Consider the following 23,544-nt stretch of genomic DNA (forward strand, 5'->3'; position numbering starts at 1 on the left):
GGCGCTGTTCCCCCTCACCCTAACCCTCTCCCAAAGGGAGAGGGGATAATTGCAGGAAATCTTTAAAAACTGCCGACGACCTTCCCCCTCTCCCTTTGGGAGAGGGTCGGGGTGAGGGGAAACCCTTAAGACAGTTTCTAAAGGTTCCTTCGCGGGCCAAATGAAAAGAGCTCGCAGGTGAACCCCGGCACGTACACGCGGTGTGCGTGGTAGTTTCTACGGCGAAAGTAAGCATAAAAATGCTTAAGGGATCACGATGCAGAACGGCGCAATGAAAGCCTGGCTGGACTCTTCTTACCTCTCTGGGGCCAACCAGAGCTGGATAGAACAGCTCTATGAAGACTTCTTAACCGATCCTGACTCAGTGGACGCAAACTGGCGTTCCATGTTCCAGCAGTTGCCTGGCACGGGAGTCAAACCGGATCAATTCCATTCCAAAACACGTGATTATTTCCGTCGTCTGGCGAAGGATGCCTCACGTTACTCTTCTGCGATTTCCGACCCTGACACCAACGCGAAGCAGGTTAAAGTCCTGCAGCTTATTAACGCTTATCGCTTCCGCGGTCACCAGCATGCGAATCTCGATCCGCTGGGACTGTGGAAACAAGACCGTGTGGCGGATCTCGATCCGGCGTATCACGATCTGACCGAGGCCGATTTCCAGGAAAGCTTTAACGTAGGTTCTTTTGCCATCGGTAAAGACACGATGAAGCTGGGCGATCTGATCGACGCCCTCAAGCAAACCTACTGCGGCTCCATCGGCGCGGAATACATGCATATCACTTCTACCGAAGAGAAACGCTGGATCCAGCAGCGTATCGAATCCGTAGCGGGCCACGCGACCTTCTCGGCTGACGAGAAAAAACGCTTCCTGAACGAACTGACCGCAGCGGAAGGGCTTGAGCGCTATCTGGGCGCGAAGTTCCCGGGCGCAAAACGCTTCTCGCTGGAAGGCGGCGATGCGTTAGTGCCAATGCTGAAAGAGCTGATTCGTCATGCAGGCAAGAGCGGTACCCGTGAAGTGGTACTGGGCATGGCGCACCGTGGTCGTCTGAACGTGCTGGTCAACGTGCTGGGTAAAAAACCGCAGGACCTGTTCGACGAATTCGCGGGCAAACATAAAGAACATCTCGGCACCGGTGACGTGAAGTACCACATGGGCTTCTCGTCTGATATCGAAACCGAAGGCGGTCTGGTTCACCTGGCGCTGGCGTTTAACCCGTCGCATCTGGAGATCGTCAGCCCGGTAGTTATCGGTTCCGTGCGTGCGCGTCTGGATCGTCTGGACGAGCCAAGCAGCAACAAAGTGCTGCCAATTACTATTCACGGTGATGCGGCGGTCACAGGGCAGGGCGTGGTTCAGGAAACCCTGAACATGTCCAAAGCGCGTGGTTATGAAGTGGGCGGTACCGTTCGTATCGTCATCAACAACCAGGTGGGCTTCACAACGTCTAACCCACTGGATGCGCGTTCAACCCCTTACTGCACCGACATCGGCAAGATGGTACAGGCGCCAATCTTCCACGTTAACGCGGATGACCCGGAAGCGGTCGCCTTCGTGACCCGTCTGGCGCTGGACTTCCGTAACACCTTCAAACGCGATGTGTTCATCGACCTGTTCTGCTACCGCCGTCACGGCCACAACGAAGCCGACGAGCCAAGTGCAACCCAGCCGTTGATGTACCAGAAAATCAAAAAACACCCGACGCCGCGCAAAATCTACGCTGACAAGCTGGAAAGCGAAAAAGTGGCGACGCTGGAAGATGCGACCGAAATGGTCAACCTCTACCGCGACGCGCTGGATGCGGGTGAGTGCGTGGTGAAAGAGCTGCGTCCGATGAACATGCACTCCTTTACCTGGTCGCCGTACCTCAACCACGAGTGGGATGAGAGTTACCCGAACAAGGTCGAGATGAAGCGCCTGCAGGAGCTGGCTAAACGCATCAGCACCGTGCCAGACGCCATCGAGATGCAGTCTCGCGTGGCAAAAATTTATGCCGACCGTCAGTCTATGGCGGCAGGTGAGAAGCTGTTCGACTGGGGCGGTGCAGAAACGCTGGCTTACGCGACGCTGGTTGACGAAGGTATTCCTGTTCGTCTGTCCGGTGAAGATGCGGGCCGTGGCACCTTCTTCCACCGTCACGCGGTAGTTCACAACCAGTCTAACGGTTCAACCTACACCCCGCTGCAGCACGTGCACAACGGTCAGGGCCAGTTCAAGGTCTGGGACTCCGTGCTCTCTGAAGAAGCGGTGCTGGCCTTCGAATACGGTTACGCTACCGCAGAGCCGCGTACGCTGACCATCTGGGAAGCGCAGTTCGGTGACTTCGCCAACGGTGCTCAGGTGGTTATCGACCAGTTCATCTCTTCTGGCGAACAGAAATGGGGCCGTATGTGTGGCCTGGTGATGCTCCTGCCACATGGTTATGAAGGCCAGGGTCCTGAGCACTCCTCCGCGCGCCTGGAACGTTATCTGCAGCTCTGCGCTGAGCAGAACATGCAGGTTTGCGTACCGTCCACCCCGGCTCAGGTTTACCACATGCTGCGTCGTCAGGCGCTGCGCGGTATGCGCCGTCCGCTGGTGGTCATGTCACCAAAATCCCTGCTGCGTCACCCACTGGCGGTGTCCAGCCTGGATGAGCTGGCGAATGGCACCTTCCTGCCAGCCATCGGTGAGATTGATGAACTGGATCCGCAGGCTGTGAAGCGTGTGGTGATGTGTTCTGGTAAGGTTTATTACGACCTGCTGGAACAGCGCCGTAAGAACGATCAGAAAGATGTCGCCATCGTGCGTATCGAACAGCTTTATCCATTCCCGCACCAGGCGGTGCAGGAAGCGCTGAAACCGTACGCTCACGTGCATGATTTTGTCTGGTGCCAGGAAGAGCCGCTCAACCAGGGCGCATGGTACTGCAGCCAGCATCATTTCCGTGAAGTGATTCCATTTGGGTCTGCCCTGCGTTATGCAGGTCGCCCGGCCTCCGCCTCTCCGGCGGTAGGGTATATGTCCGTTCACCAGAAGCAGCAACAAGATCTGGTCAATGACGCGCTGAACGTCGATTAATTAAAGGATACATAATGAGTAGCGTAGATATTCTTGTTCCCGACCTGCCTGAATCTGTAGCAGATGCGACCGTCGCTACCTGGCATAAAAAACCAGGCGATGCCGTTAAGCGCGATGAAGTGCTGGTAGAAATCGAAACTGACAAAGTGGTACTGGAAGTACCGGCTTCGGCGGATGGCGTTCTGGACGCGGTGCTGGAAGACGAAGGCACCACCGTAACCTCTCGCCAGATCCTGGGTCGCCTGCGTGAAGGCAACAGCGCGGGCAAAGAGTCCAGCGCGAAGTCTGAAGAGAAAGCCTCTACGCCGGCTCAGCGCCAGCAGGCTTCTCTGGAAGAACAGACCAACGACGCGCTCAGCCCGGCGATCCGTCGCCTGCTGGCTGAACACAGCCTTGACCCGGCAGCCATCAAAGGTACCGGTGTAGGCGGTCGTCTGACCCGTGAAGACATCGACAAACACCTGGCGAAAGCGCCTGCTCAGGCAGAAGCGAAAGCCCCTGTGGCAGCCCCAGCAGCACCGCCTGCTCTGGGTGCGCGCAGTGAAAAACGCGTGCCAATGACTCGCCTGCGTAAGCGTGTGGCAGAGCGTCTGCTGGAAGCGAAAAACTCCACCGCGATGCTGACCACCTTCAACGAAGTGAACATGAAGCCAATCATGGACCTGCGTAAGCAGTACGGTGACGCGTTTGAAAAACGTCACGGTATCCGTCTGGGCTTTATGTCCTTCTACGTGAAAGCGGTTGTTGAAGCGCTGAAACGCTACCCGGAAGTGAACGCGTCCATCGATGGTGATGACGTGGTTTACCACAACTATTTCGACGTCAGCATGGCGGTGTCTACGCCACGTGGTCTGGTGACTCCGGTTCTGCGTGATGTGGATACCCTGGGTATGGCCGACATCGAGAAAAATATTAAAGAGCTGGCCGTGAAAGGCCGCGACGGCAAGCTGACCGTAGACGACCTGACCGGCGGTAACTTCACCATTACCAACGGCGGCGTATTTGGCTCGCTGATGTCTACCCCGATCATCAACCCGCCGCAGAGCGCGATCCTGGGTATGCACGCCATTAAAGATCGTCCGATGGCAGTAGACGGTAAAGTGGAGATCCTGCCAATGATGTATCTGGCGCTCTCTTACGATCACCGTCTGATCGACGGCCGCGAGTCCGTGGGCTTCCTGGTAGCGATTAAAGAGCTGCTGGAAGATCCAACGCGTCTGCTGCTGGACGTCTAGTCCCTTTTAGCATCACCTGCCCTGTAGGCCGGATACGCCTTGCACCGGCCTGCAGGTTTGAAGATAACGATTACCCTGAAGGATGGATAGAACACATGAACTTACATGAATATCAGGCCAAACAGCTGTTTGCCCGGTATGGCTTACCGGCTCCGGTGGGTTATGCCTGTACTACCCCGCGTGAAGCAGAAGAAGCCGCATCTAAAATCGGTTCCGGCCCGTGGGTAGTTAAATGTCAGGTTCACGCTGGTGGCCGTGGTAAAGCGGGCGGTGTGAAGGTTGTTAAGAGCAAAGAAGAAATTCGTGCATTTGCTGAACATTGGCTCGGCAAGCGTCTGGTCACTTACCAGACAGATGCGAACGGCCAGCCAGTCAACCAGATCCTGGTTGAAGCGGCAACCGACATCGCGAAAGAGCTGTATCTGGGCGCGGTGGTAGACCGTAGCTCGCGTCGCGTGGTGTTCATGGCGTCTACCGAAGGCGGCGTGGAAATCGAAAAAGTGGCGGAAGAGACGCCACACCTGATCCATAAAGTGGCTATCGATCCACTGGCAGGTCCAATGCCTTACCAGGGCCGTGAGCTGGCGTTCAAACTGGGTCTGGAAGGCAAGCTGGTTCAGCAGTTCACCAAGATCTTCATGGGTCTGGCGACCATCTTCCTGGAGCGCGATCTGGCGCTGATCGAGATCAACCCGCTGGTGATCACCACTCAGGGCGATCTGATCTGCCTCGATGGCAAACTGGGTGCTGACGGCAATGCCCTGTTCCGCCAGCCGGATCTGCGCGAAATGCGTGACCAGTCTCAGGAAGACCCGCGTGAAGCACAGGCTGCTCAGTGGGAACTGAACTACGTGGCGCTGGATGGCAACATCGGCTGCATGGTTAACGGTGCGGGCCTGGCGATGGGCACCATGGACATCGTTAAGCTGCACGGCGGCGAGCCAGCGAACTTCCTCGACGTAGGCGGTGGCGCAACCAAAGAGCGCGTAACCGAAGCGTTCAAAATCATTCTCTCTGACGACAACGTGAAAGCCGTTCTGGTGAACATCTTCGGCGGTATCGTACGTTGCGACCTGATCGCAGACGGCATCATCGGCGCGGTAGAAGAAGTGGGCGTTAACGTTCCGGTTGTTGTGCGTCTTGAAGGTAACAACGCTGAACTCGGCGCGAAAAAACTGGCTGACAGCGGCCTGAATATTATTGCAGCGAAAAGTCTGACGGATGCAGCTCAGCAGGTTGTTGCCGCAGTGGAGGGGAAATAATGTCAGTTTTAATCAATAAAGATACCAAGGTTATCTGCCAGGGCTTCACCGGTAGCCAGGGGACTTTCCACTCCGAGCAGGCCATTGCCTACGGTACGCAGATGGTTGGCGGCGTAACACCAGGTAAAGGTGGCACCACGCACCTGGGCCTGCCGGTGTTTAACACCGTGCGTGAAGCCGTAGAAGCGACGGGCGCAACAGCGACCGTTATCTACGTTCCGGCACCGTTCTGCAAAGACTCCATTCTGGAAGCGATCGACGCTGGCATCAAACTGATCATCACCATCACTGAAGGTATCCCGACGCTGGATATGCTGACCGTGAAAGTGAAGCTGGACGAAGCGGGCGTGCGCATGATCGGCCCGAACTGCCCGGGCGTGATCACCCCAGGCGAATGCAAAATCGGCATCATGCCAGGTCACATTCACAAGCCGGGTAAAGTGGGCATCGTTTCCCGTTCCGGTACGCTGACCTATGAAGCGGTTAAGCAGACCACCGACTACGGCTTCGGCCAGTCCACCTGTGTGGGCATCGGCGGTGACCCAATCCCAGGCTCTAACTTCATCGACATCCTGAAGCTGTTCCAGGAAGATCCACAGACCGAGGCGATCGTCATGATCGGTGAGATCGGTGGTAGCGCGGAAGAAGAAGCGGCTGCTTACATCAAAGAACACGTAACCAAGCCAGTAGTCGGTTACATCGCGGGTGTGACCGCGCCGAAAGGTAAGCGTATGGGTCACGCAGGCGCGATTATCGCCGGTGGTAAAGGTACGGCTGATGAGAAATTCGCAGCGCTGGAAGCCGCAGGCGTGAAGACCGTTCGCAGCCTGGCGGATATCGGCGAAGCACTGAAATCCATCATTAAGTAAGTCCTCTCTGCGCCCTGAAAGGGGCGCGTTGAAATAAAAAATGTCCGTTTCGACATGGTTGGCCGCTGTAAAGCGGCCTTTTTTATTGCCTGCGTTTCGCCACGAGGGTGAATTTGTAATCGTCGGTATTGAACACGTTGCGGCTGTATTCGAAAACCCGGCCATCTTTCAGGAAACCGCGGGAGACTTTTTCCAGGATCGGTTTTGCCGGATCGAGCGCCAGCGCGGCAATCGCCTCTTCTGAGGGCATGACCGGCACCAGCTCCTGTTCACTGCGATCGATGACCAGCTTTTTGATCTGTTCAACGTAGTGGTATTTCGACTTTTCCATCACTTCCCAGGTGAGGTCGGGGAACATCGCCAGCGGCATCCAAGTTTCTTCCAGGTTTACCGGCTTCTGCTTGATGAAGCGTACGCGCTTGACGTGCCAGACCTTATCATCCTCGCCAATTGCCAGCGTAGCCGCGAGTCTTGTATCGGCTTTTACCACTTCAAAAATTTTAACATCGCTGTGCGTATCAACGTTTCGGTCCGCCAGTTTTTCGTAAAAGCCGGTGAGCTGGTAAATGTCGTAATTCACCCGCTCCTCTTTTACATATGAACCACTGCCCTGGATGCTTTCGATGATCTGTTCGTCGGCAAGCAGTTTCAGGGCCTGCCGGACGGTGACGCGGCTGACGCTAAACGCCTCCTGAAGGCTGGATTCCGTTGGTAGCGCGTCACCCGGTTTTAATTCTCCGGCGTTAATTTTTTCGCGGAAGACATCCGCTATCTGCCGGTATCGCGGTTTATTGCCCATTTTATCGCGCCTGATTAATACCTTTTCTGAGAATTATGCATTCAACTAATGATTTGTAAATAATACAACTTAAATACAAATGTTGATGTTAGTGAAAATGATCACATAAATGTATTATCCGCTCTGCCACAATCCTTCGCAGACTATAACGATGCAACTGTGAGGATCTCTATGAACCTGACGACCCTGACCGATCCACGTGCTGTCTGCGTTCAGGCGCAGTTTACCCGCCGTGATGAGGCAATACGTCAGCTCGCGATGCGGCTGGAGGCGCTGGGCAAAATCACTGACGCCGAGGCTTTTCTGGTGGACGTTTTTCAACGGGAATCGCTTGGCCCAACCGCGCTGGGTGAGGGGCTGGCTGTCCCCCATGGCAAATCGGCCACGGTAAAAGAGGCGGCATTTGCCGTCGCAACGCTGTGCGAGCCGCTGGAATGGGAAGGGGTGGACGGGCCGGAAGAGGTCACGCTCATTTTCCTGCTCGCGATCCCTCCGGCGAAGCCGGATCAACGCATATTGAGGTGTTAACGGCGCTCACGTCTCGCCTGGCGGATGACGATCTCAGGGCCCGCGTAATGGCGGCGACCACGGCAGAAGGTGTGCTGACCGCGCTGGACGCCGCACCCGGGGAGCAGGCCGACGCCATCCAGGAGAGTGCCCCGACTATTGTCTGCGTTACCGCCTGCCCGGCCGGGATTGCCCACACCTATATGGCGGCGGAGTACCTGGAAAAAGCGGGACGCAGGATGGGCGTCAACGTGGTGGTGGAAAAGCAGGGGGCGAACGGCATTGAGGGACGCCTCACCTCGCAGCAACTGCAGGAGGCCAGAGCATGTATCTTTGCCGCAGAAGTGGCGATCAAAGAGAGTGAACGCTTTGCGGGGATCCCCACCGTTTCCGTACCCGTTGCGGAGCCACTACGTCATGCTGAAGCGTTAATAGAACGCGCGCTGGCGTTAAAGCCTGCCGACGCTGCGCGGCATGCGCCCGTCGATACTGAAACAAAAAAGAGTGTCAAAACCGAGCTCAAGCAGGCGCTCCTGAGCGGCATCTCCTTTGCGGTGCCGTTGATTGTCGCCGGTGGTACGGTGCTGGCCGTGTCGGTATTGCTGGCGCAAATTCTGGGGCTGCAGCACTTATTCGATCAGGAAAATTCGTGGCTGTGGATGTACCGCAAGCTTGGCGGCGGCATGCTCGGCATGCTGATGGTTCCCGTTCTGGCGGCGTATACCGCTTATTCACTGGCGGATAAACCGGCGCTGACGCCGGGTTTCGCTGCCGGTCTGGCTGCCAATATGATTGGTTCCGGTTTTCTGGGGGCCATCGCAGGCGGGCTGATTGCGGGCTACCTGATGCGCTGGGTGAAAAATCACATTCGTCTCAGTAGCCGCTTCAACGGCTTCTTAACCTTTTATCTTTATCCGGTCATTGGCGTACTGGGCGCGGGCAGCCTGATGCTGTTTGTGATTGGCGAACCGGTGGCCTGGATAAACAACGCGCTCACCGCCTGGCTTAATGGTCTTTCTGGCGCGAATGCGCTGCTCCTGGGCGCGATCCTTGGCTTTATGTGTTCGTTCGATTTGGGCGGGCCGGTTAACAAAGCCTCCTACGCGTTCTGCCTCGGGGCGATGGCCAACGGGGTGTATGGCCCCTATGCAATTTTCGCCTCCGTCAAGATGGTCTCGGCCTTTACCGTGACGGCGTCAACGATGCTGGCGCCGAGATTGTTTAAACCGTTTGAAATTGAAACCGGCAAATCAACGTGGCTGCTTGGCCTCGCGGGCATTACCGAAGGGGCGATACCGATGGCGATTGAAGATCCCCTCCGCGTCATTGGCTCATTTGTGCTGGGCTCCATGGTGACAGGGGCGATTGTTGGCGCGATGGGGATCGGCCTGTCCACGCCGGGCGCAGGCATTTTCTCGCTCTTTTTACTTCATGATGCAGGGCTGAGCGGTGTGGTTGCAGCGGCAGGCTGGTTTGGCGCGGCGCTGGTGGGGACCGCTATCTCCACATTTATTCTGCTGCTCTGGCGACGTCAGGCGGTCAAAACGGGCAAATACATCTCTGAAGACGCCATACCGTAAAACGCACAACACAGGAAACGAAGATGAAAGCTGTATCTCGCGTTCATATCACGCCGCATATGCACTGGGACCGTGAGTGGTACTTCACCACCGAAGAGTCGCGTATTCTTCTGGTCAATAATATGGAAGAGATCCTGACCCGTCTGGAGCAGGACGAGGCCTATAAATATTACGTTCTCGACGGACAGACGGCAGTGCTGGAGGATTACTTTGCCGTCAAGCCCGAAAATCGCTCGCGGGTGAAGGCGCTTGTCGAGCGCGGAAAACTGATTATCGGCCCGTGGTATACCCAGACCGATACCACGATCGTCAGCGGCGAGTCGATTGTCCGCAACCTGATGTACGGTATTCGCGACTGTATGGCGTTCGGCGAGCCGATGATGATCGGTTATCTGCCGGATTCGTTTGGGATGTCAGGCCAGCTTCCGCATATTTATAACGGCTTTGGCATTACCCGCACGATGTTCTGGCGCGGCTGTTCTGAACGACACGGTACCGATAAAACCGAATTTCTCTGGCAGAGCCAGGACGGCAGTGAAGTGACGGCACAGGTGCTGCCGTTGGGCTATGCGATTGGTAAGTACTTACCTGAGGATGAGGCCGGGCTACGAAAACGGCTCGACAGTTATTTCGAGGTCCTGGAAAACGCCTCCGTCACCAAAGAGATTTTGCTGCCCAACGGCCACGACCAGATGCCGCTGCAGCAGAACCTTTTTGCGGTGATGGAGAAGCTTCGTGAAATCTATCCGCAACGTCAGTTTGTGATGAGCCGCTTCGAGGAGGTGTTTGATCGTATTGAGGCGCGGCGCGATGAACTGGCGACGCTGAAAGGGGAGTTTATCGACGGGAAATACATGCGCGTGCACCGGACAATCGGCTCCACGCGCATGGACATTAAAATCGCCCATGCGCGTATCGAGAATAAAATCGTCAACGTGCTTGAGCCGCTGGCGACGCTTGCCTGGACTCTCGGCTTCGACTATCACCACGGTCTGCTGGAGAAAATGTGGAAAGAGATCCTCAAGAATCACGCCCATGACAGCATCGGCTGCTGCTGCAGCGACAAGGTGCATCGCGAGATTGTTTCCCGCTTTGAGCTGGCTGAGGATATGGCAGACAACCTGGTGCGCTTCTATATGCGCAAGATTGTCGACAACATGCCGCAATCCGACGCCGATAAGCTGGTGATGTTCAACCTGATGCCCTGGCCGCGAGAAGAGGTGATGAACACCACGATTCGGCTGCGCGCCAGCCAGTTTCGTCTGCGTGATGAGAAAGGCAACGAGATCCCGTATTTCATTCGCAGCGCGCGCGAGCTCGACCCTGGTCTCATTGACCGGCAGATTGTCCATTACGGTAACTACGAACCGTTTATGGAGTTTGATATCCAGCTCAGCCAGATCCTGCCGTCGATGGGCTACCGTACGCTGTTTATTGAACCGCACGTAGCCGGAAAGGTGCTCTCTCCGGCGCAAAACACCGGTGCCTTACTGGAAAACGCCTTCTGGCAGATTGATATAAACGACGACGGTACGCTGCGTCTGCGCGACAAAGAAACCGGCCTGATTTACGACCGGGTACTGGAGATTGAAGAGAGTTCGGATGATGGCGATGAGTACGACTACTCGCCTTCACGGGAAGAGTGGAGGCTCACTTCGGCACAGGGCGAGCATCAGGTTGACGTCATACACGAAGCCTGGCAGAGCAGGGCGGTGATCCGCCACCGTATTGCTGTACCGGCAAACCTCTCTGAACGCGCTGCACGTCAGCGAAAGGGTTCTCTTGATGTGGCATTTGACATTACGCTCAGCCACAACAGCAGACGTATTGATGTGGCGGTGCGTCTGGATAACCAGGCGGATGACCACCGCGTTCGGGTGCTGATCCCCACACCGTTTACGACTCAGCACGTGCTCGCGGATACGCAGTTTGGCACCATTACTCGCCCCGTGCAGGACGCTGCGATGCAACGCTGGCAGGAAGAGGGCTGGAAAGAAGCGCCCGTTCCTGTCTGGAATTTGCTCAACTATGCCGTGCTGCAGGAAAAGCGAAACGGGCTTGCGCTGTTTACAGAAGGACTACGTGAATTTGAAGTAGTGGGCGATACCAAAAAAGCCTTTGCGCTGACTCTGCTGCGCGGCGTGGGGTTACTCGGAAAAGAAGATTTGCTGTTGCGCCCTGGCAGACCTTCGGGGATTAAGATGCCCGTCCCGGATTCCCAGATGCGTGGTCCGTTAACCTGCCGTTTTAGCCTGTTCAGTTTCAGTGGCACCCCTGAAAGCTCGGGCGTCACGCAGCAGGCTAAGGCGTGGTTAACGCCGGTGCAGTGCTATAACAAGATCCCCTGGGATGCGATGAAATTAAACCGTGCGTCGTTCACCACGCCGGAAAGTTACAGTCTGCTGGCGCTTTCCCCGACGGGATGCGTGCTCAGCGCGCTCAAAAAAGCGGAAGATCGGGATGAACTTATTCTTCGCCTGTTCAACCCTTCGGAGTCCAGCGTCTGCGAGACGACGTTATCCGTTAACCCGGCGTTGAAACGGTGCGGCGAAACGGACCTGAATGAACGGTTACTGGATGATCGTAAAGAGCAGGGGATTACCGGCACGTTCAGACCGGGGCAGTCACGAACCTTTAGCATTCTTCTTGCCTGAAAAACGAAAAAAGGCTGCCAGGTGCAGCCTTTTTTCATTAAATAGTCACGCTACGGTGTTAACTTATAGAGCGCGAAAAGTAAATTAAATGTAATTTCGAAGGGTTGCAGTCAAACTCTGGAAAAATAACCTGGCCCGACTACGCTTTAAGGATTGCCCCGCGTCGAAAAGGTGTTTTTCTTTTGCGTTAATTAAAATCACTTCTGTTTATATTTTTTCCCTTCTTCGATAACCAATCACAGCTTTGTATGCACATATCGTTAACATGGTTTTTACCATTCTTACCGCGTTTAAACATAGTTAACATCGGTCGTTGTTTTTGATTTAAATCAAAGTTTAATCCTTGGAAAAAGGTGCTTAAAAGCGCTAAATTGTCCCCGATCAAAATGGTCGAAAAGTGGTAATTTTGCTATAAATTGATCGCCGTCGAAAAACGTAAATATGATTCAATAAAAACCTGTTTATTGTAAGGGTTTTGCAGCGTATTATATTTGCGGGACCAATTTGAGTTTTTTATTAACGTATTTGTAACCTTTCATCACTGCTTTTTCATTCTGTAGAGAATAGGCAACGAAGAAGGGGAGCAGATAACTTTGTATTGGGGCATGCGTGTGGATCCTTTTCCTGGGGTTCACTCTCGGAGTCTTCATGCGATGAGCAAGGAGTCATAATGTTAGACGTAGTCGAACTGTCGCGCTTACAGTTTGCCTTGACCGCGATGTACCACTTCCTGTTTGTGCCGCTGACGCTCGGTATGGCGTTCCTGCTGGCCATCATGGAAACGGTATACGTTCTGTCCGGCAAACAGATTTATAAAGATATGACCAAGTTCTGGGGCAAGTTGTTTGGTATCAACTTCGCACTGGGCGTGGCTACCGGTTTGACCATGGAGTTCCAGTTCGGGACTAACTGGTCATATTATTCCCACTATGTAGGGGATATCTTCGGTGCGCCGCTGGCCATTGAAGGTCTGATGGCCTTCTTCCTCGAATCCACCTTTGTAGGTCTGTTCTTCTTCGGCTGGGACCGTCTGGGCAAAGTCCAGCATATGGCGGTGACCTGGCTGGTGGCATTAGGGTCTAACCTGTCCGCGCTGTGGATCCTGGTGGCAAACGGCTGGATGCAGAACCCGATTGCGTCTGATTTCAACTTCGAAACCATGCGTATGGAGATGGTCAGCTTTGCCGAGCTGGTCCTGAACCCGGTTGCTCAGGTTAAATTCGTCCACACCGTGGCCTCTGGCTATGTGTGCGGCGCGATGTTCATTCTGGGCATCAGCTCCTACTATATGCTGCGTGGTCGTGACTTCGCCTTCGCTAAACGTTCCTTTGCTATCGCTGCAAGCTTCGGTATGGCTGCCATCCTCTCCGTTATCGTGCTGGGTGATGAATCCGGTTATGAAATGGGTGACGTACAGAAAACCAAGCTCGCCGCAATCGAAGCTGAATGGGAAACCCAACCGGCCCCGGCTGCCTTTACCCTGTTCGGTATTCCGGACCAGGACGCCCAGGAAAACCGCTTCGCCATTCAAATTCCTTATGCGCTGGGTATCATCGCCACCCGTTCTGTTGACAAACAGGTGACGGGTCTGAAAGAGCTGATGGAGCAGCACGAAGGCCGTATCCGTAACGGTATGAAAGCCTACGCTCTGCTGGAACAGCTGCGTGCCGGTTCTACCGACCAGGCCGTTCGTGACCAGTTCAACGACGTGAAGAAAGATCTGGGCTACGGTCTGCTGCTGAAACGCTATACCCCGAACGTCTCCGACGCGACGGAAGCGCAGATCCAGATGGCAACCAAAGACTCTATTCCACGCGTAGCGCCACTCTACTTTGCATTCCGTATCATGGTAGGCTGCGGCATCATCATGCTGCTGATCATTGCGGCGTCCTTCTGGTCTGTGATTCGTAACCGCATCGGCGAGAAAAAATGGCTGCTGCGTACGGCGCTGTATGCTATCCCGCTGCCGTGGATCGCAATTGAGTCCGGCTGGTTTGTTGCGGAGTATGGACGTCAGCCATGGGCGATTGGTGAGGTGCTGCCAACGGCGGTGGCCAACTCCTCGCTGACAGCAGGCGATCTGATCTTCTCAATGCTGCTGATCTGTGGTCTCTACACCCTGTTCCTGGTGGCTGAACTGTTCCTGATGTTCAAGTTCGCGCGCCTTGGCCCAAGCAGCCTGAAAACCGGTCGCTATCACTACGAGCAGTCCGGTGTGACTACTCAGCCGGCACGCTAAGACAGGAGTCATCAAATGATCGATTATGAAGTATTGCGTTTTATCTGGTGGCTGTTGATCGGTGTTCTGCTGATCGGTTTTGCTGTCACGGATGGTTTCGACATGGGGGTGGGGATGCTCACCCGTTTCCTCGGTCGTAATGACACCGAGCGTCGAATCATGATCAACTCCATCGCCCCGCACTGGGACGGTAACCAGGTGTGGCTGATCACCGCAGGCGGCGCGCTGTTTGCTGCCTGGCCGATGGTTTACGCGGCTGCGTTCTCCGGTTTCTACGTGGCGATGATTCTGGTTCTGGCGTCTTTATTCTTCCGTCCGGTCGGTTTCGACTACCGTTCCAAGATTGAAGACACCCGCTGGCGTAACATGTGGGACTGGGGCATCTTCATTGGTAGCTTCGTTCCACCGTTGGTGATTGGTGTGGCATTCGGTAACCTGCTGCAGGGTGTACCGTTCCACATGGACGAGTACATGCGTCTTTACTACACCGGTAACTTCTTCCAGCTGCTGAATCCGTTTGGTCTGCTGGCAGGCGTAGTCAGTGTGGCGATGATCATCACCCAGGGCGCAACCTATCTGCAGATGCGTACTGTTGGTGAGCTGCATCTGCGTTCTCGTGCAACGGCTCAGGTTGCTGCCCTGATCACACTGGTCTGCTTCGCGCTGGCAGGTGTTTGGGTGGTCTACGGTATTGATGGTTACGTGGTGACGTCTGCGATTAACCACGTCGCGCCGTCTAACCCGCTGACCAAAGAAGTGGCGCGTGAGGCCGGTGCATGGCTGGTGAACTTCAACGCGATGCCTGTGCTGTGGGCTATTCCGGCGTTGGGTGTGTTGCTGCCGCTGCTGACGGTTCTGACGTCTCGTCTGGAAAAAGGCGCTCTGGCGTTCGTGTTCTCATCACTGACGCTGGCGTGCATCATCCTGACTGCAGGTATCGCTATGTTCCCATTCGTGATGCCATCCAGCACCATGCTGAATGCTAGCCTGACCATGTGGGATGCAACCTCCAGCCATATGACGCTGAACTTAATGACTTATGTTGCTTGCGTGTTCGTTCCGATTGTTCTGGCCTACACCATCTGGTGTTACTGGAAAATGTTCGGTCGTATCACTAAAGAACATATCGAAAGCAACACCCACTCTATGTACTAAGTAAGGAGCTGAATATGTGGTATTTCGCATGGATTTTAGGGACGCTTCTTGCCTGTGCTTTTGGTGTCATCACTGCCCTGGCGCTTGAGCACGTTGAAGCGACCAAAGCGGGTGAAGAAAAACACTAATGAAGATTATCGCAACGTTATATGCGGTAATGGATAAGCGCCCGTTACGGGCGCTTTCTTTAGTGATGGCATTACTGCTGGCAGGGTGTATCTTCTGGGACCCTTCGCGTTTTGCAGCGAAGACCAGCGAGCTTGAGATCTGGCACGGCTTTCTCATTATGTGGGCGGTGTGCGCAGGTGTGATCCACGGCGTAGGCTTTCGTCCGAAAGCGATTCACTGGCAGGGCATTTTCTGCCCGCTTATCGCCGATATCGTGCTGCTTGCTGGATTGATTTTCTTCTTCTTCTGAATAAGAAATGTCCGTTAACCATATGGGCTTACCCGAGCCCATAAAAATTTACTCTCCGTTTACTTTCTCCCATTCCAAACCATCATTCCCGCGCGTATAGTAGCGAAGTTTAAAGCATAAACTTTTGTTGCATTACCGGGATGTAAAGTGAATACAACGCTGTTTCGATGGCCGGTTCGTGTCTATTACGAAGATACCGATGCCGGTGGTGTGGTTTACCACGCCAGCTACGTTGCTTTTTATGAACGGGCACGCACAGAGATGCTGCGCCATCATCACTTTAGTCAACAGGTACTGTTGGCTGAGCGAGTTGCCTTTGTGGTACGCAAGATGACGCTTGAGTATTTTGCGCCTGCCAGACTCGACGATATGCTCGAAGTCCAAACTGAAATTACATCAATGCGCGGAACCTCGCTGGTTTTCACGCAGCGGATAGTCAATGCAGAGAACACCGTACTGAACTCAGCTGAAGTACTGATTGTTTGTGTTGATCCAACCATAATGAAGCCTCGTGCGCTTCCTAAGTCTATTGTCGCGGAGTTTAAGCAGTGACTGACATGAATATCCTTGATTTGTTCCTGAAGGCAAGCCTTCTGGTTAAACTTATCATGCTGATTTTGATTGGTTTTTCAATCGCATCCTGGGCCATCATCATCCAGAGAACGCGTATTCTCAATGCGGCTGGCCGTGAAGCGGAAGCGTTTGAAGATAAGTTCTGGTCGGGTATCGAACTGTCCCGTCTGTATCAGGAAAGTCAGGGTCGTCGCGATAGTCTCGCTGGCTCCGAACAAATTTTCTACAGCGGATTCAAAGAGTTTGCCCGTCTGCACCGTGCGAACAGCCACGCGCCTGAAGCGGTGGTGGAAGGAGCCTCGCGTGCGATGCGTATCTCCATGAACCGCGAGCTGGAAAATCTTGAAACGCACATTCCTTTCCTGGGAACGGTGGGTTCCATCAGCCCGTATATCGGCCTGTTTGGTACGGTGTGGGGGATCATGCACGCCTTTATCGCGCTGGGCGCAGTGAAGCAGGCGACGTTGCAGATGGTTGCACCGGGTATTGCAGAAGCACTGATTGCAACCGCTATCGGTCTGTTTGCGGCAATCCCGGCGGTTATGGCTTACAACCGTCTGAACCAGCGCGTGAATAAACTGGAACTGAACTACGACAACTTCATGGAAGAGTTCACCGCGATTCTGCACCGTCAGGCGTTTACCAGCACCGAGAGTAACAAGGGGTAAACCATGGCCAGATCGCGTGGACGAGGTCGTCGCGAGCTCAAGTCCGAAATCAATATCGTTCCGCTGCTGGACGTACTGCTGGTGTTGCTGCTGATCTTTATGGCGACAGCGCCCATCATTACCCAGAGCGTGGAAGTTGATCTGCCGGATGCGACAGAATCACAGGCGGTAAGCACCAATGACGATCCTCCGGTCATCATTGAGGTTTCCGGCGTAGGGCAATACAGCGTCGTGGTAGAGAAAGATCGTATGGATCAGCTACCACCGGAGCAGGTGATTGCTGAAGCGCAACGACGCCTGGAGTCAAATCCGAAAACGGTCTTCTTAATCGGTGGTGCGAAAGACGTGCCTTACGATGAAATTATTAAAGCGCTGAACTTGCTACATAGTGCGGGTGTTAAGTCTGTCGGCTTAATGACTCAGCCTATTTGATCATCCGCGTAGTTTTTGGGAACCGATAGTGTCAAAGGCAACCGAACAGAACGACAAGCTTAAGCGAGCGATAATCGTCTCCGCAGTGCTGCATGTGATCCTTTTTGCAGGGCTGATCTGGAGTTCGTTCGACGAGCATATTGATGCATCAGGCGGCGGTGGCGGTTCTTCTATCGACGCCGTCATGGTGGATCCCGGTGCGGTCGTGCAGAACTATAACCGTCAGCAACAGCAGCAGGCGAGTGCAAAACGGGCTGAAGAGCAGCGAGAAAAACAGGCGCAACAGCAAGCGGAGGAACTGCGTGAAAAGCAGGCCGCCGAGCAGGAACGTCTGAAGCAGCTTGAGAAAGAACGTTTGCAGGCGCAGGAAGCCGCGAAAGAGCAGGCACAACAGCAGAAGCAAGCCGAAGAGGCCGCGAAGAAAGCCCAGGAACAGCAAAAGCAGGCGGAAGAAGCGGCAGCGAAAGCCGCAGCGGATGCCAAAGCACAGGCTGATGCCCAGGCGAAATTAGCGGCAGAAGCGGCGAAGAAAGCCGCTGCCGACGCCCAGAAGAAAGCGGAAGCGGAAGCCGCGAAGAAAGCCGCCGCTGATGCTCAGAAGAAAGCGGAAGCAGAAGCCGCGAAAAAAGCCGCTGCTGATGCTCAGAAGAAAGCGGAAGCCGAAGCTGCTAAAAAAGCGGCTCAGGAAGCCGAGAAGAAAGCGGCTGCCGAGGCTGCGAAGAAAGCCGCTGCTGCCGAGAAAGCTGCCGCAGAAAAAGCCGCCGCTGCTGAAAAAGCGGCTGCGGAGAAGAAAGCTGCCGCCGAGAAAGCGGCTGCCGACAAAAAAGCTGCAGCTGAGAAGGCTGCTGCCGATAAAAAAGCGGCTGCTGAAAAGGCTGCAGCGAAAAAGGCTGCTGCAGAGAAAGCCGCGGCCGCTGCGGGCGTTGACGATCTGCTGGGCGATCTCAGTTCCGGTAAGAATGCGCCGAAAACAGGCGGTGGGGCAAAGGGGAGTGGTCAGCCGTCTAAAGACAGCGGTACTTCAGGTGCCAACGGTGGTGCGACGGGGGCGGATATCAGCGCTTACGCTAAGCAGATTCAGGTGGCTATTCAGAGTCGCCTGTTTGATGCAGGCCTTTATCAGGGTAAACAGTGCGTGCTGCATATCAACCTTGCGCCAGACGGCCGGTTGAAAAATGTGACGTCTGAAGGGGGCGATCCTGCGCTTTGTCAGGCAGCATTGGCCGCAGCAAGATCGGCGAACATTCCTAAACCGCCTAGTGAGGCTGTTTATGAAAAGATAAAAGATGCCAAACTGGACTTTAAGCTGTAATCGACTCTCCTTACGGAAGTATGGAAAACAGTCTATTGTCGTAACCAGGGTTTAGTAGTTTTGTCTATTTGGGTTTGTTAACATTCTGCTAAATTATCGTGGGTAAGGTTACCCAGATAAGGGAGATATGATGAAGCAGGCATTACGTGTAGCATTTAGTTTCTTAATGCTGTGGGCAGCTGTACTGCACGCAGAAGTACGTATCGAGATCACCCAGGGGGTGGACTCGGCACGCCCAATCGGTGTAGTTCCATTCCAGTGGGCTGGCCCTGGTGCGGCGCCTGAAGATGCCGGCGGCATCGTGGCTGCTGACCTGCGTAACAGCGGTAAATTCAACCCGTTAGATCGTTCTCGTCTGCCTCAGCAGCCGGGTAGCGCGCAGGAAGTTCAACCTGCCGCGTGGTCTGCATTGGGCATTGATGCCGTGGTTGTGGGTCAGGTTACCCCTAACCCGGACGGCTCTTACAACGTGGCCTGGCAGCTGGTGGATACCGGCGGTGCACCGGGTACCGTTCTGGCTCAGAACTCTTACAAGGTCACTAAACAGTACCTGCGCTATGCGGCTCACGCTGCCAGCGATGCGGTATTCGAAAAACTGACCGGTATTAAAGGTGCGTTCCGTACCCGTATCGCCTATGTGGTACAGACCAACGGCGGCCAGTTCCCGTATGAGCTGCGCGTCTCTGACTACGACGGTTACAACCAGTTCCTGGTGAAACGCTCTTCTCAGCCACTGATGTCTCCAGCCTGGTCTCCGGACGGATCTAAACTGGCCTACGTGACCTTCGAAAGCGGTCGTTCTGCGCTGGTTATCCAGACGCTGGCTAACGGTGCTGTTCGTCAGGTGGCGTCGTTCCCACGTCACAATGGTGCGCCTTCGTTCTCGCCGGACGGCTCTAAACTGGCTTTTGCGCTGTCCAAAACCGGTAGCCTGAACCTGTACGTGATGGACATTGGTTCTGGTCAGATCCGTCAGGTGACGGATGGTCGCAGCAACAACACGGAACCATCATGGTTCCCGGACAGCCAGAACCTGGCGTTTACCTCTGACCAGGCAGGCCGTCCACAAATCTATAAAGTGAACATCAACGGCGGTGCTCCGCAGCGTATCACCTGGGAAGGCTCTCAGAACCAGAACGCAGATGTGAGCAGCGACGGTAAATTTATGGTAATGGTCAGCTCCAACGGTGGGCAGCAGCACATTGCCAAACAAGATCTGGTAGCGGGTGGCGTCCAAGTTCTGTCGTCAACGTTCCTGGATGAAACGCCAAGTCTGGCACCTAACGGCACTATGGTAATCTACAGCTCTTCTCAGGGGATGGGATCTGTGCTGAATCTGGTTTCTACAGATGGGCGTTTCAAAGCGCGTATTCCGGCAACTGATGGACAGGTAAAATCTCCTGCCTGGTCGCCGTATCTGTAAATAATAATTAATTGATTACTAAAGGAATCATAGAAATGCAACTGAACAAAGTGCTGAAGGGGCTGATGATCGCTCTGCCTGTAATGGCAATCGCAGCGTGTTCTTCTAACAAGAACGCCAGCAATGACCAGAGCGGCGAAGGCATGATGGGTGCCGGCACCGGTATGGACGCGAACGGCAATGGCAACATGTCCTCTGAAGAGCAAGCGCGTCTTCAGATGCAGCAGCTGCAGCAGAACAACATCGTTTACTTCGATCTGGATAAATACGACATCCGTTCTGACTTCGCTGCGATGCTGGATGCTCACGCTAACTTCCTGCGTAGCAACCCGTCTTACAAAGTCACCGTAGAAGGTCACGCGGACGAACGTGGTACTCCAGAGTACAACATCTCCCTGGGTGAACGTCGTGCTAACGCTGTTAAAATGTACCTGCAGGGTAAAGGCGTTTCTGCTGACCAGATCTCCATCGTTTCTTACGGTAAAGAAAAACCTGCAGTACTGGGTCATGACGAAGCGGCTTACGCCAAAAACCGTCGTGCCGTACTGGTTTACTAAGAGAATTGCATGAGCAGTAACTTCAGACATCATCTGTTGAGTCTGTCGTTACTGGTTGGAATAGCGGCCCCCTGGGCCGCTTTTGCTCAGGCACCAATCAGTAGTGTCGGCTCAGGCTCGGTGGAAGACCGGGTCACTCAACTCGAGCGTATCTCTAACGCTCACAGTCAGCTTTTAACCCAACTCCAGCAACAACTTTCCGATAACCAAACTGATATCGACTCCCTCCGTGGTCAGATTCAGGAGAGCCAGTATCAGCTTAACCAGGTTGTGGAACGTCAAAAGCAGATCTTACTGCAGATTGATAGCCTGAGCAGCGGGGGGGCAGCAGCGCAACCAGCAGCGGGCGATCAAAGCGGAGCGGCCACAGACGCGCCAGCGCCTTCAGCCGATGCCTCTGCTGCGACAGGGGCGCCTGTGCAGAGCGGTGACGCGAACACGGATTACAACGCGGCCATTGCACTGGTACAGGATAAATCGCGCCAGGATGATGCTATCGTTGCGTTTCAGAACTTCGTTAAGAAATACCCGGATTCCACTTACCAGCCAAACGCAAATTACTGGCTGGGTCAGTTGAATTACAACAAGGGTAAAAAAGACGATGCGGCGTTTTATTTCGCTTCTGTGGTGAAAAATTACCCGAAATCGCCAAAAGCGCCTGATGCGATGTTTAAGGTCGGCGTGATCATGCAGGACAAAGGTGACACTGCGAAAGCCAAAGCGGTTTATCAGCAGGTGGTTGCAAAATTCCCGGGCACGGAAGGGGCCAAACAAGCGCAAAAACGTCTGAGTTCGATGGGATGATTATCGCATGACCAGAAATCGCGTTATTTCTGGTCGTGCAGCATGATTACTAAGCAGTTAAGTGATCTTCATCGAAATTTTTGTTGCGCAGAATTCTTAAATCAGTAATATATGCCGCCGTTGCCACGGGATATCAAACAACGTGAAAGCAGCGTAAAAGTGGGTCGTTAGCTCAGTTGGTAGAGCAGTTGACTTTTAATCAATTGGTCGCAGGTTCGAATCCTGCACGACCCACCACTTAAAGCAGTTCCGGCAGTACAGAGTGGGTGATTAGCTCAGTTGGTAGAGCATCTCCTTTACACGGAGGGGGTCGGCGGTTCGAGCCCGTCATCACCCACCACTCGGGTCGTTAGCTCAGTTGGTAGAGCAGTTGACTTTTAATCAATTGGTCGCAGGTTCGAATCCTGCACGACCCACCAATTTTAATGTCTTACTCAGATATTAAACGTGAAGGATAACGTTGCTTTAGCAACGGCCCGAAGGGCGAGGCGAAGCCGAGTCATCCTGCACGACCCACCACTTCAAACGTGGAACCGAGTAAAATCTTCGAAGTCAGCACCCGAATGGGTCGTTAGCTCAGTTGGTAGAGCAGTTGACTTTTAATCAATTGGTCGCAGGTTCGAATCCTGCACGACCCACCACTTCGAAGAAAAATCCCGCAAGGGGTCGTTAGCTCAGTTGGTAGAGCAGTTGACTTTTAATCAATTGGTCGCAGGTTCGAATCCTGCACGACCCACCAATGTTAAAAAGCGCCCTAAAGGCGCTTTTTTGCTATCTGCGATACAACAAATGCTCCGCACATCTATTCCCGGTGACTTTTTACTCCAGATTCGCTATCTTGTTTAGTATACAAAACACAATTGCCCTGCGTTTTGCTATGTCAGGCAAAAGAAAGGCAATATTGTTAAGCCAGTAAAACGAGAAGCCATAATGAGCGTGATGTTTGATCCTGAAGCCGCAATCTATCCCTTCCCGCCGAAGCCTGTTCCGCTGAGCATGGATGAAAAGCAGTTCTACCGTGAGAAAATCAAGTGTCTTCTCAAAGAGCGAGATGCCGTGATGGTGGCACATTACTACACCGACCCGGAAATCCAGCAGCTGGCGGAAGAGACCGGAGGCTGTATTTCTGACTCTCTGGAGATGGCGCGCTTTGGTGCAAAACATCCTGCTTCCACGCTACTGGTTGCGGGGGTGCGTTTTATGGGGGAAACGGCAAAAATCCTTAGCCCTGAAAAAACCATCCTGATGCCAACGCTGAACGCGGAGTGTTCACTGGATCTCGGCTGTCCGATTGACGAATTCTCGGCCTTCTGCGATGCCCATCCTGACCGGACCGTGGTGGTGTACGCTAATACGTCGGCAGCAGTGAAAGCGCGCGCAGACTGGGTTGTTACGTCGAGCATCGCCGTTGAACTGATTGAGCACCTGGACAGCCTGGGTGAGAAAATTATCTGGGCACCTGACCGCCACCTTGGAAACTACGTCCAGAAGCAGACCGGGGCAGACGTGCTCTGCTGGCAGGGCGCCTGCATCGTTCATGACGAGTTCAAGACGCAGGCACTGTCCCGCATGAAGGCGCTTAACCCTGATGCCGCTATTCTTGTTCATCCTGAATCACCGCAGTCGATTGTCGATATGGCCGATGCCGTGGGTTCAACCAGCCAGCTTATTAATGCTGCCAGAACGTTGCCGCATAAGCAGCTTATCGTGGCGACCGATCGCGGTATCTTCTACAAGATGCAGCAGGCCGTGCCGGAGAAAGAGCTCCTCGAAGCGCCAACCGCAGGCGAGGGAGCCACGTGCCGCAGCTGTGCGCACTGTCCGTGGATGGCGATGAACGGCCTGAAAGCGATTGCCGAAGGGTTAGAAACCGGCGGTGCGGCGCATGAGATCCATGTGGATGCCGCTCTGCGTGAAGGCGCGTTAGTTCCACTTAACCGCATGCTGGATTTTGCGGCTACACTACGTACTTAATTCACTACGTCCCGGGGAA

Annotated in this window: 18 protein-coding genes, 5 tRNA genes and 1 pseudogene; 23 read left to right on the plus strand and 1 reads right to left on the minus strand. The window is 54.2% G+C overall.

The features are described 5' to 3' along the window. Window positions 1-256: 256 nt before the first annotated feature. The 4 genes from sucA to sucD all read left to right on the plus strand — a co-directional run bounded on the left by sucA (window position 257) and on the right by sucD (window position 6,430). On the plus strand, window positions 257-3,064 hold the full coding sequence (gene sucA, locus AC2FAK_RS14820; protein WP_023622290.1) for a 2-oxoglutarate dehydrogenase E1 component: 2,808 nt from the start codon (window positions 257-259) through the stop codon (window positions 3,062-3,064). A 14-nt stretch (window positions 3,065-3,078) separates the two neighbouring features. Beyond that, window positions 3,079-4,299: a 2-oxoglutarate dehydrogenase complex dihydrolipoyllysine-residue succinyltransferase gene (odhB, locus tag AC2FAK_RS14825; RefSeq protein WP_095454625.1), complete on the plus strand. Its 1,221-nt coding sequence runs from the start codon at window positions 3,079-3,081 to the stop codon at window positions 4,297-4,299. Window positions 4,300-4,394: 95 nt separating this feature from the next. Then, complete coding sequence (gene sucC, locus AC2FAK_RS14830) at window positions 4,395-5,561, plus strand: ADP-forming succinate--CoA ligase subunit beta (RefSeq protein WP_006809579.1); 1,167 nt, start codon at window positions 4,395-4,397, stop codon at window positions 5,559-5,561. Continuing rightward, window positions 5,561-6,430 carry a succinate--CoA ligase subunit alpha gene (gene sucD / locus AC2FAK_RS14835; protein WP_008501094.1) on the plus strand — a complete coding sequence of 290 codons (870 nt, stop codon included), beginning with the start codon at window positions 5,561-5,563 and terminating at the stop codon, window positions 6,428-6,430. Before sucC ends, sucD begins: the two co-directional genes overlap by 1 nt. Before the next feature lie 82 nt (window positions 6,431-6,512). Here the strand turns inward: sucD and AC2FAK_RS14840 are convergent, their stop codons facing one another. Continuing rightward, entirely contained in the window at window positions 6,513-7,229 is a 717-nt protein-coding gene (locus tag AC2FAK_RS14840) for a GntR family transcriptional regulator (RefSeq protein ID WP_013097539.1), read from the minus strand. A 171-nt stretch (window positions 7,230-7,400) separates the two neighbouring features. Here AC2FAK_RS14840 and mngA point away from each other — a divergent pair. From mngA to nadA, 19 genes and pseudogenes are all read left to right on the plus strand, one after another. Further along, window positions 7,401-9,316: pseudogene (gene mngA, locus AC2FAK_RS14845) on the plus strand (PTS 2-O-a-mannosyl-D-glycerate transporter subunit IIABC). A gap of 23 nt (window positions 9,317-9,339) precedes the next feature. Further along, window positions 9,340-11,970: a mannosylglycerate hydrolase gene (mngB, locus tag AC2FAK_RS14850; RefSeq protein WP_095454624.1), complete on the plus strand. Its 2,631-nt coding sequence runs from the start codon at window positions 9,340-9,342 to the stop codon at window positions 11,968-11,970. 670 nt (window positions 11,971-12,640) lie between these two features. Beyond that, complete coding sequence (gene cydA / locus AC2FAK_RS14855) at window positions 12,641-14,209, plus strand: cytochrome ubiquinol oxidase subunit I (protein ID WP_013097536.1); 1,569 nt, start codon at window positions 12,641-12,643, stop codon at window positions 14,207-14,209. Window positions 14,210-14,224: 15 nt separating this feature from the next. Continuing rightward, window positions 14,225-15,364, plus strand: a complete 1,140-nt coding sequence (gene cydB / locus AC2FAK_RS14860) for a cytochrome d ubiquinol oxidase subunit II (RefSeq protein ID WP_013097535.1) — start codon at window positions 14,225-14,227, stop codon at window positions 15,362-15,364. Window positions 15,365-15,378: 14 nt separating this feature from the next. Beyond that, complete coding sequence (gene cydX, locus AC2FAK_RS14865) at window positions 15,379-15,492, plus strand: cytochrome bd-I oxidase subunit CydX (protein WP_003858598.1); 114 nt, start codon at window positions 15,379-15,381, stop codon at window positions 15,490-15,492. Further along, a complete protein-coding gene (gene ybgE, locus AC2FAK_RS14870) occupies window positions 15,492-15,782 on the plus strand; it encodes a cyd operon protein YbgE (protein WP_013097534.1) in 291 nt (96 codons plus the stop codon). Before cydX ends, ybgE begins: the two co-directional genes overlap by 1 nt. A 147-nt stretch (window positions 15,783-15,929) precedes the next feature. Next, window positions 15,930-16,334: a tol-pal system-associated acyl-CoA thioesterase gene (ybgC, locus tag AC2FAK_RS14875; RefSeq protein WP_003858593.1), complete on the plus strand. Its 405-nt coding sequence runs from the start codon at window positions 15,930-15,932 to the stop codon at window positions 16,332-16,334. Then, window positions 16,331-17,023, plus strand: coding sequence for a Tol-Pal system protein TolQ (gene tolQ, locus AC2FAK_RS14880; protein ID WP_013097532.1), 693 nt, complete (start codon window positions 16,331-16,333; stop codon window positions 17,021-17,023). Before ybgC ends, tolQ begins: the two co-directional genes overlap by 4 nt. A gap of 3 nt (window positions 17,024-17,026) precedes the next feature. Beyond that, window positions 17,027-17,455, plus strand: a complete 429-nt coding sequence (gene tolR / locus AC2FAK_RS14885; protein WP_003858589.1) for a colicin uptake protein TolR — start codon at window positions 17,027-17,029, stop codon at window positions 17,453-17,455. A 28-nt stretch (window positions 17,456-17,483) separates the two neighbouring features. After that, entirely contained in the window at window positions 17,484-18,767 is a 1,284-nt protein-coding gene (gene tolA, locus AC2FAK_RS14890; protein ID WP_038418917.1) for a cell envelope integrity protein TolA, read from the plus strand. Window positions 18,768-18,897: 130 nt separating this feature from the next. Beyond that, window positions 18,898-20,190, plus strand: a complete 1,293-nt coding sequence (tolB, locus tag AC2FAK_RS14895; protein ID WP_013097529.1) for a Tol-Pal system beta propeller repeat protein TolB — start codon at window positions 18,898-18,900, stop codon at window positions 20,188-20,190. A gap of 35 nt (window positions 20,191-20,225) precedes the next feature. Next, window positions 20,226-20,747: a peptidoglycan-associated lipoprotein Pal gene (pal, locus tag AC2FAK_RS14900; RefSeq protein ID WP_006177214.1), complete on the plus strand. Its 522-nt coding sequence runs from the start codon at window positions 20,226-20,228 to the stop codon at window positions 20,745-20,747. 9 nt (window positions 20,748-20,756) lie between these two features. Then, entirely contained in the window at window positions 20,757-21,551 is a 795-nt protein-coding gene (cpoB, locus tag AC2FAK_RS14905) for a cell division protein CpoB (protein WP_013097528.1), read from the plus strand. Between the two features lie 161 nt (window positions 21,552-21,712). Further along, window positions 21,713-21,788, plus strand: a tRNA-Lys gene (locus tag AC2FAK_RS14910). Between the two features lie 27 nt (window positions 21,789-21,815). Beyond that, a tRNA-Val gene (locus AC2FAK_RS14915) sits at window positions 21,816-21,891 on the plus strand. A 3-nt stretch (window positions 21,892-21,894) separates the two neighbouring features. Next, window positions 21,895-21,970, plus strand: a tRNA-Lys gene (locus AC2FAK_RS14920). 146 nt (window positions 21,971-22,116) lie between these two features. Next, window positions 22,117-22,192: transfer RNA gene (locus tag AC2FAK_RS14925), tRNA-Lys, on the plus strand. A 22-nt stretch (window positions 22,193-22,214) separates the two neighbouring features. Next, a tRNA-Lys gene (locus AC2FAK_RS14930) sits at window positions 22,215-22,290 on the plus strand. Window positions 22,291-22,481: 191 nt separating this feature from the next. Beyond that, complete coding sequence (gene nadA / locus AC2FAK_RS14935; protein ID WP_095454623.1) at window positions 22,482-23,525, plus strand: quinolinate synthase NadA; 1,044 nt, start codon at window positions 22,482-22,484, stop codon at window positions 23,523-23,525. Window positions 23,526-23,544: the final 19 nt, after the last annotated feature.

The sequence above is a fragment of the Enterobacter cloacae complex sp. 394F7 genome, from assembly GCF_057320385.1.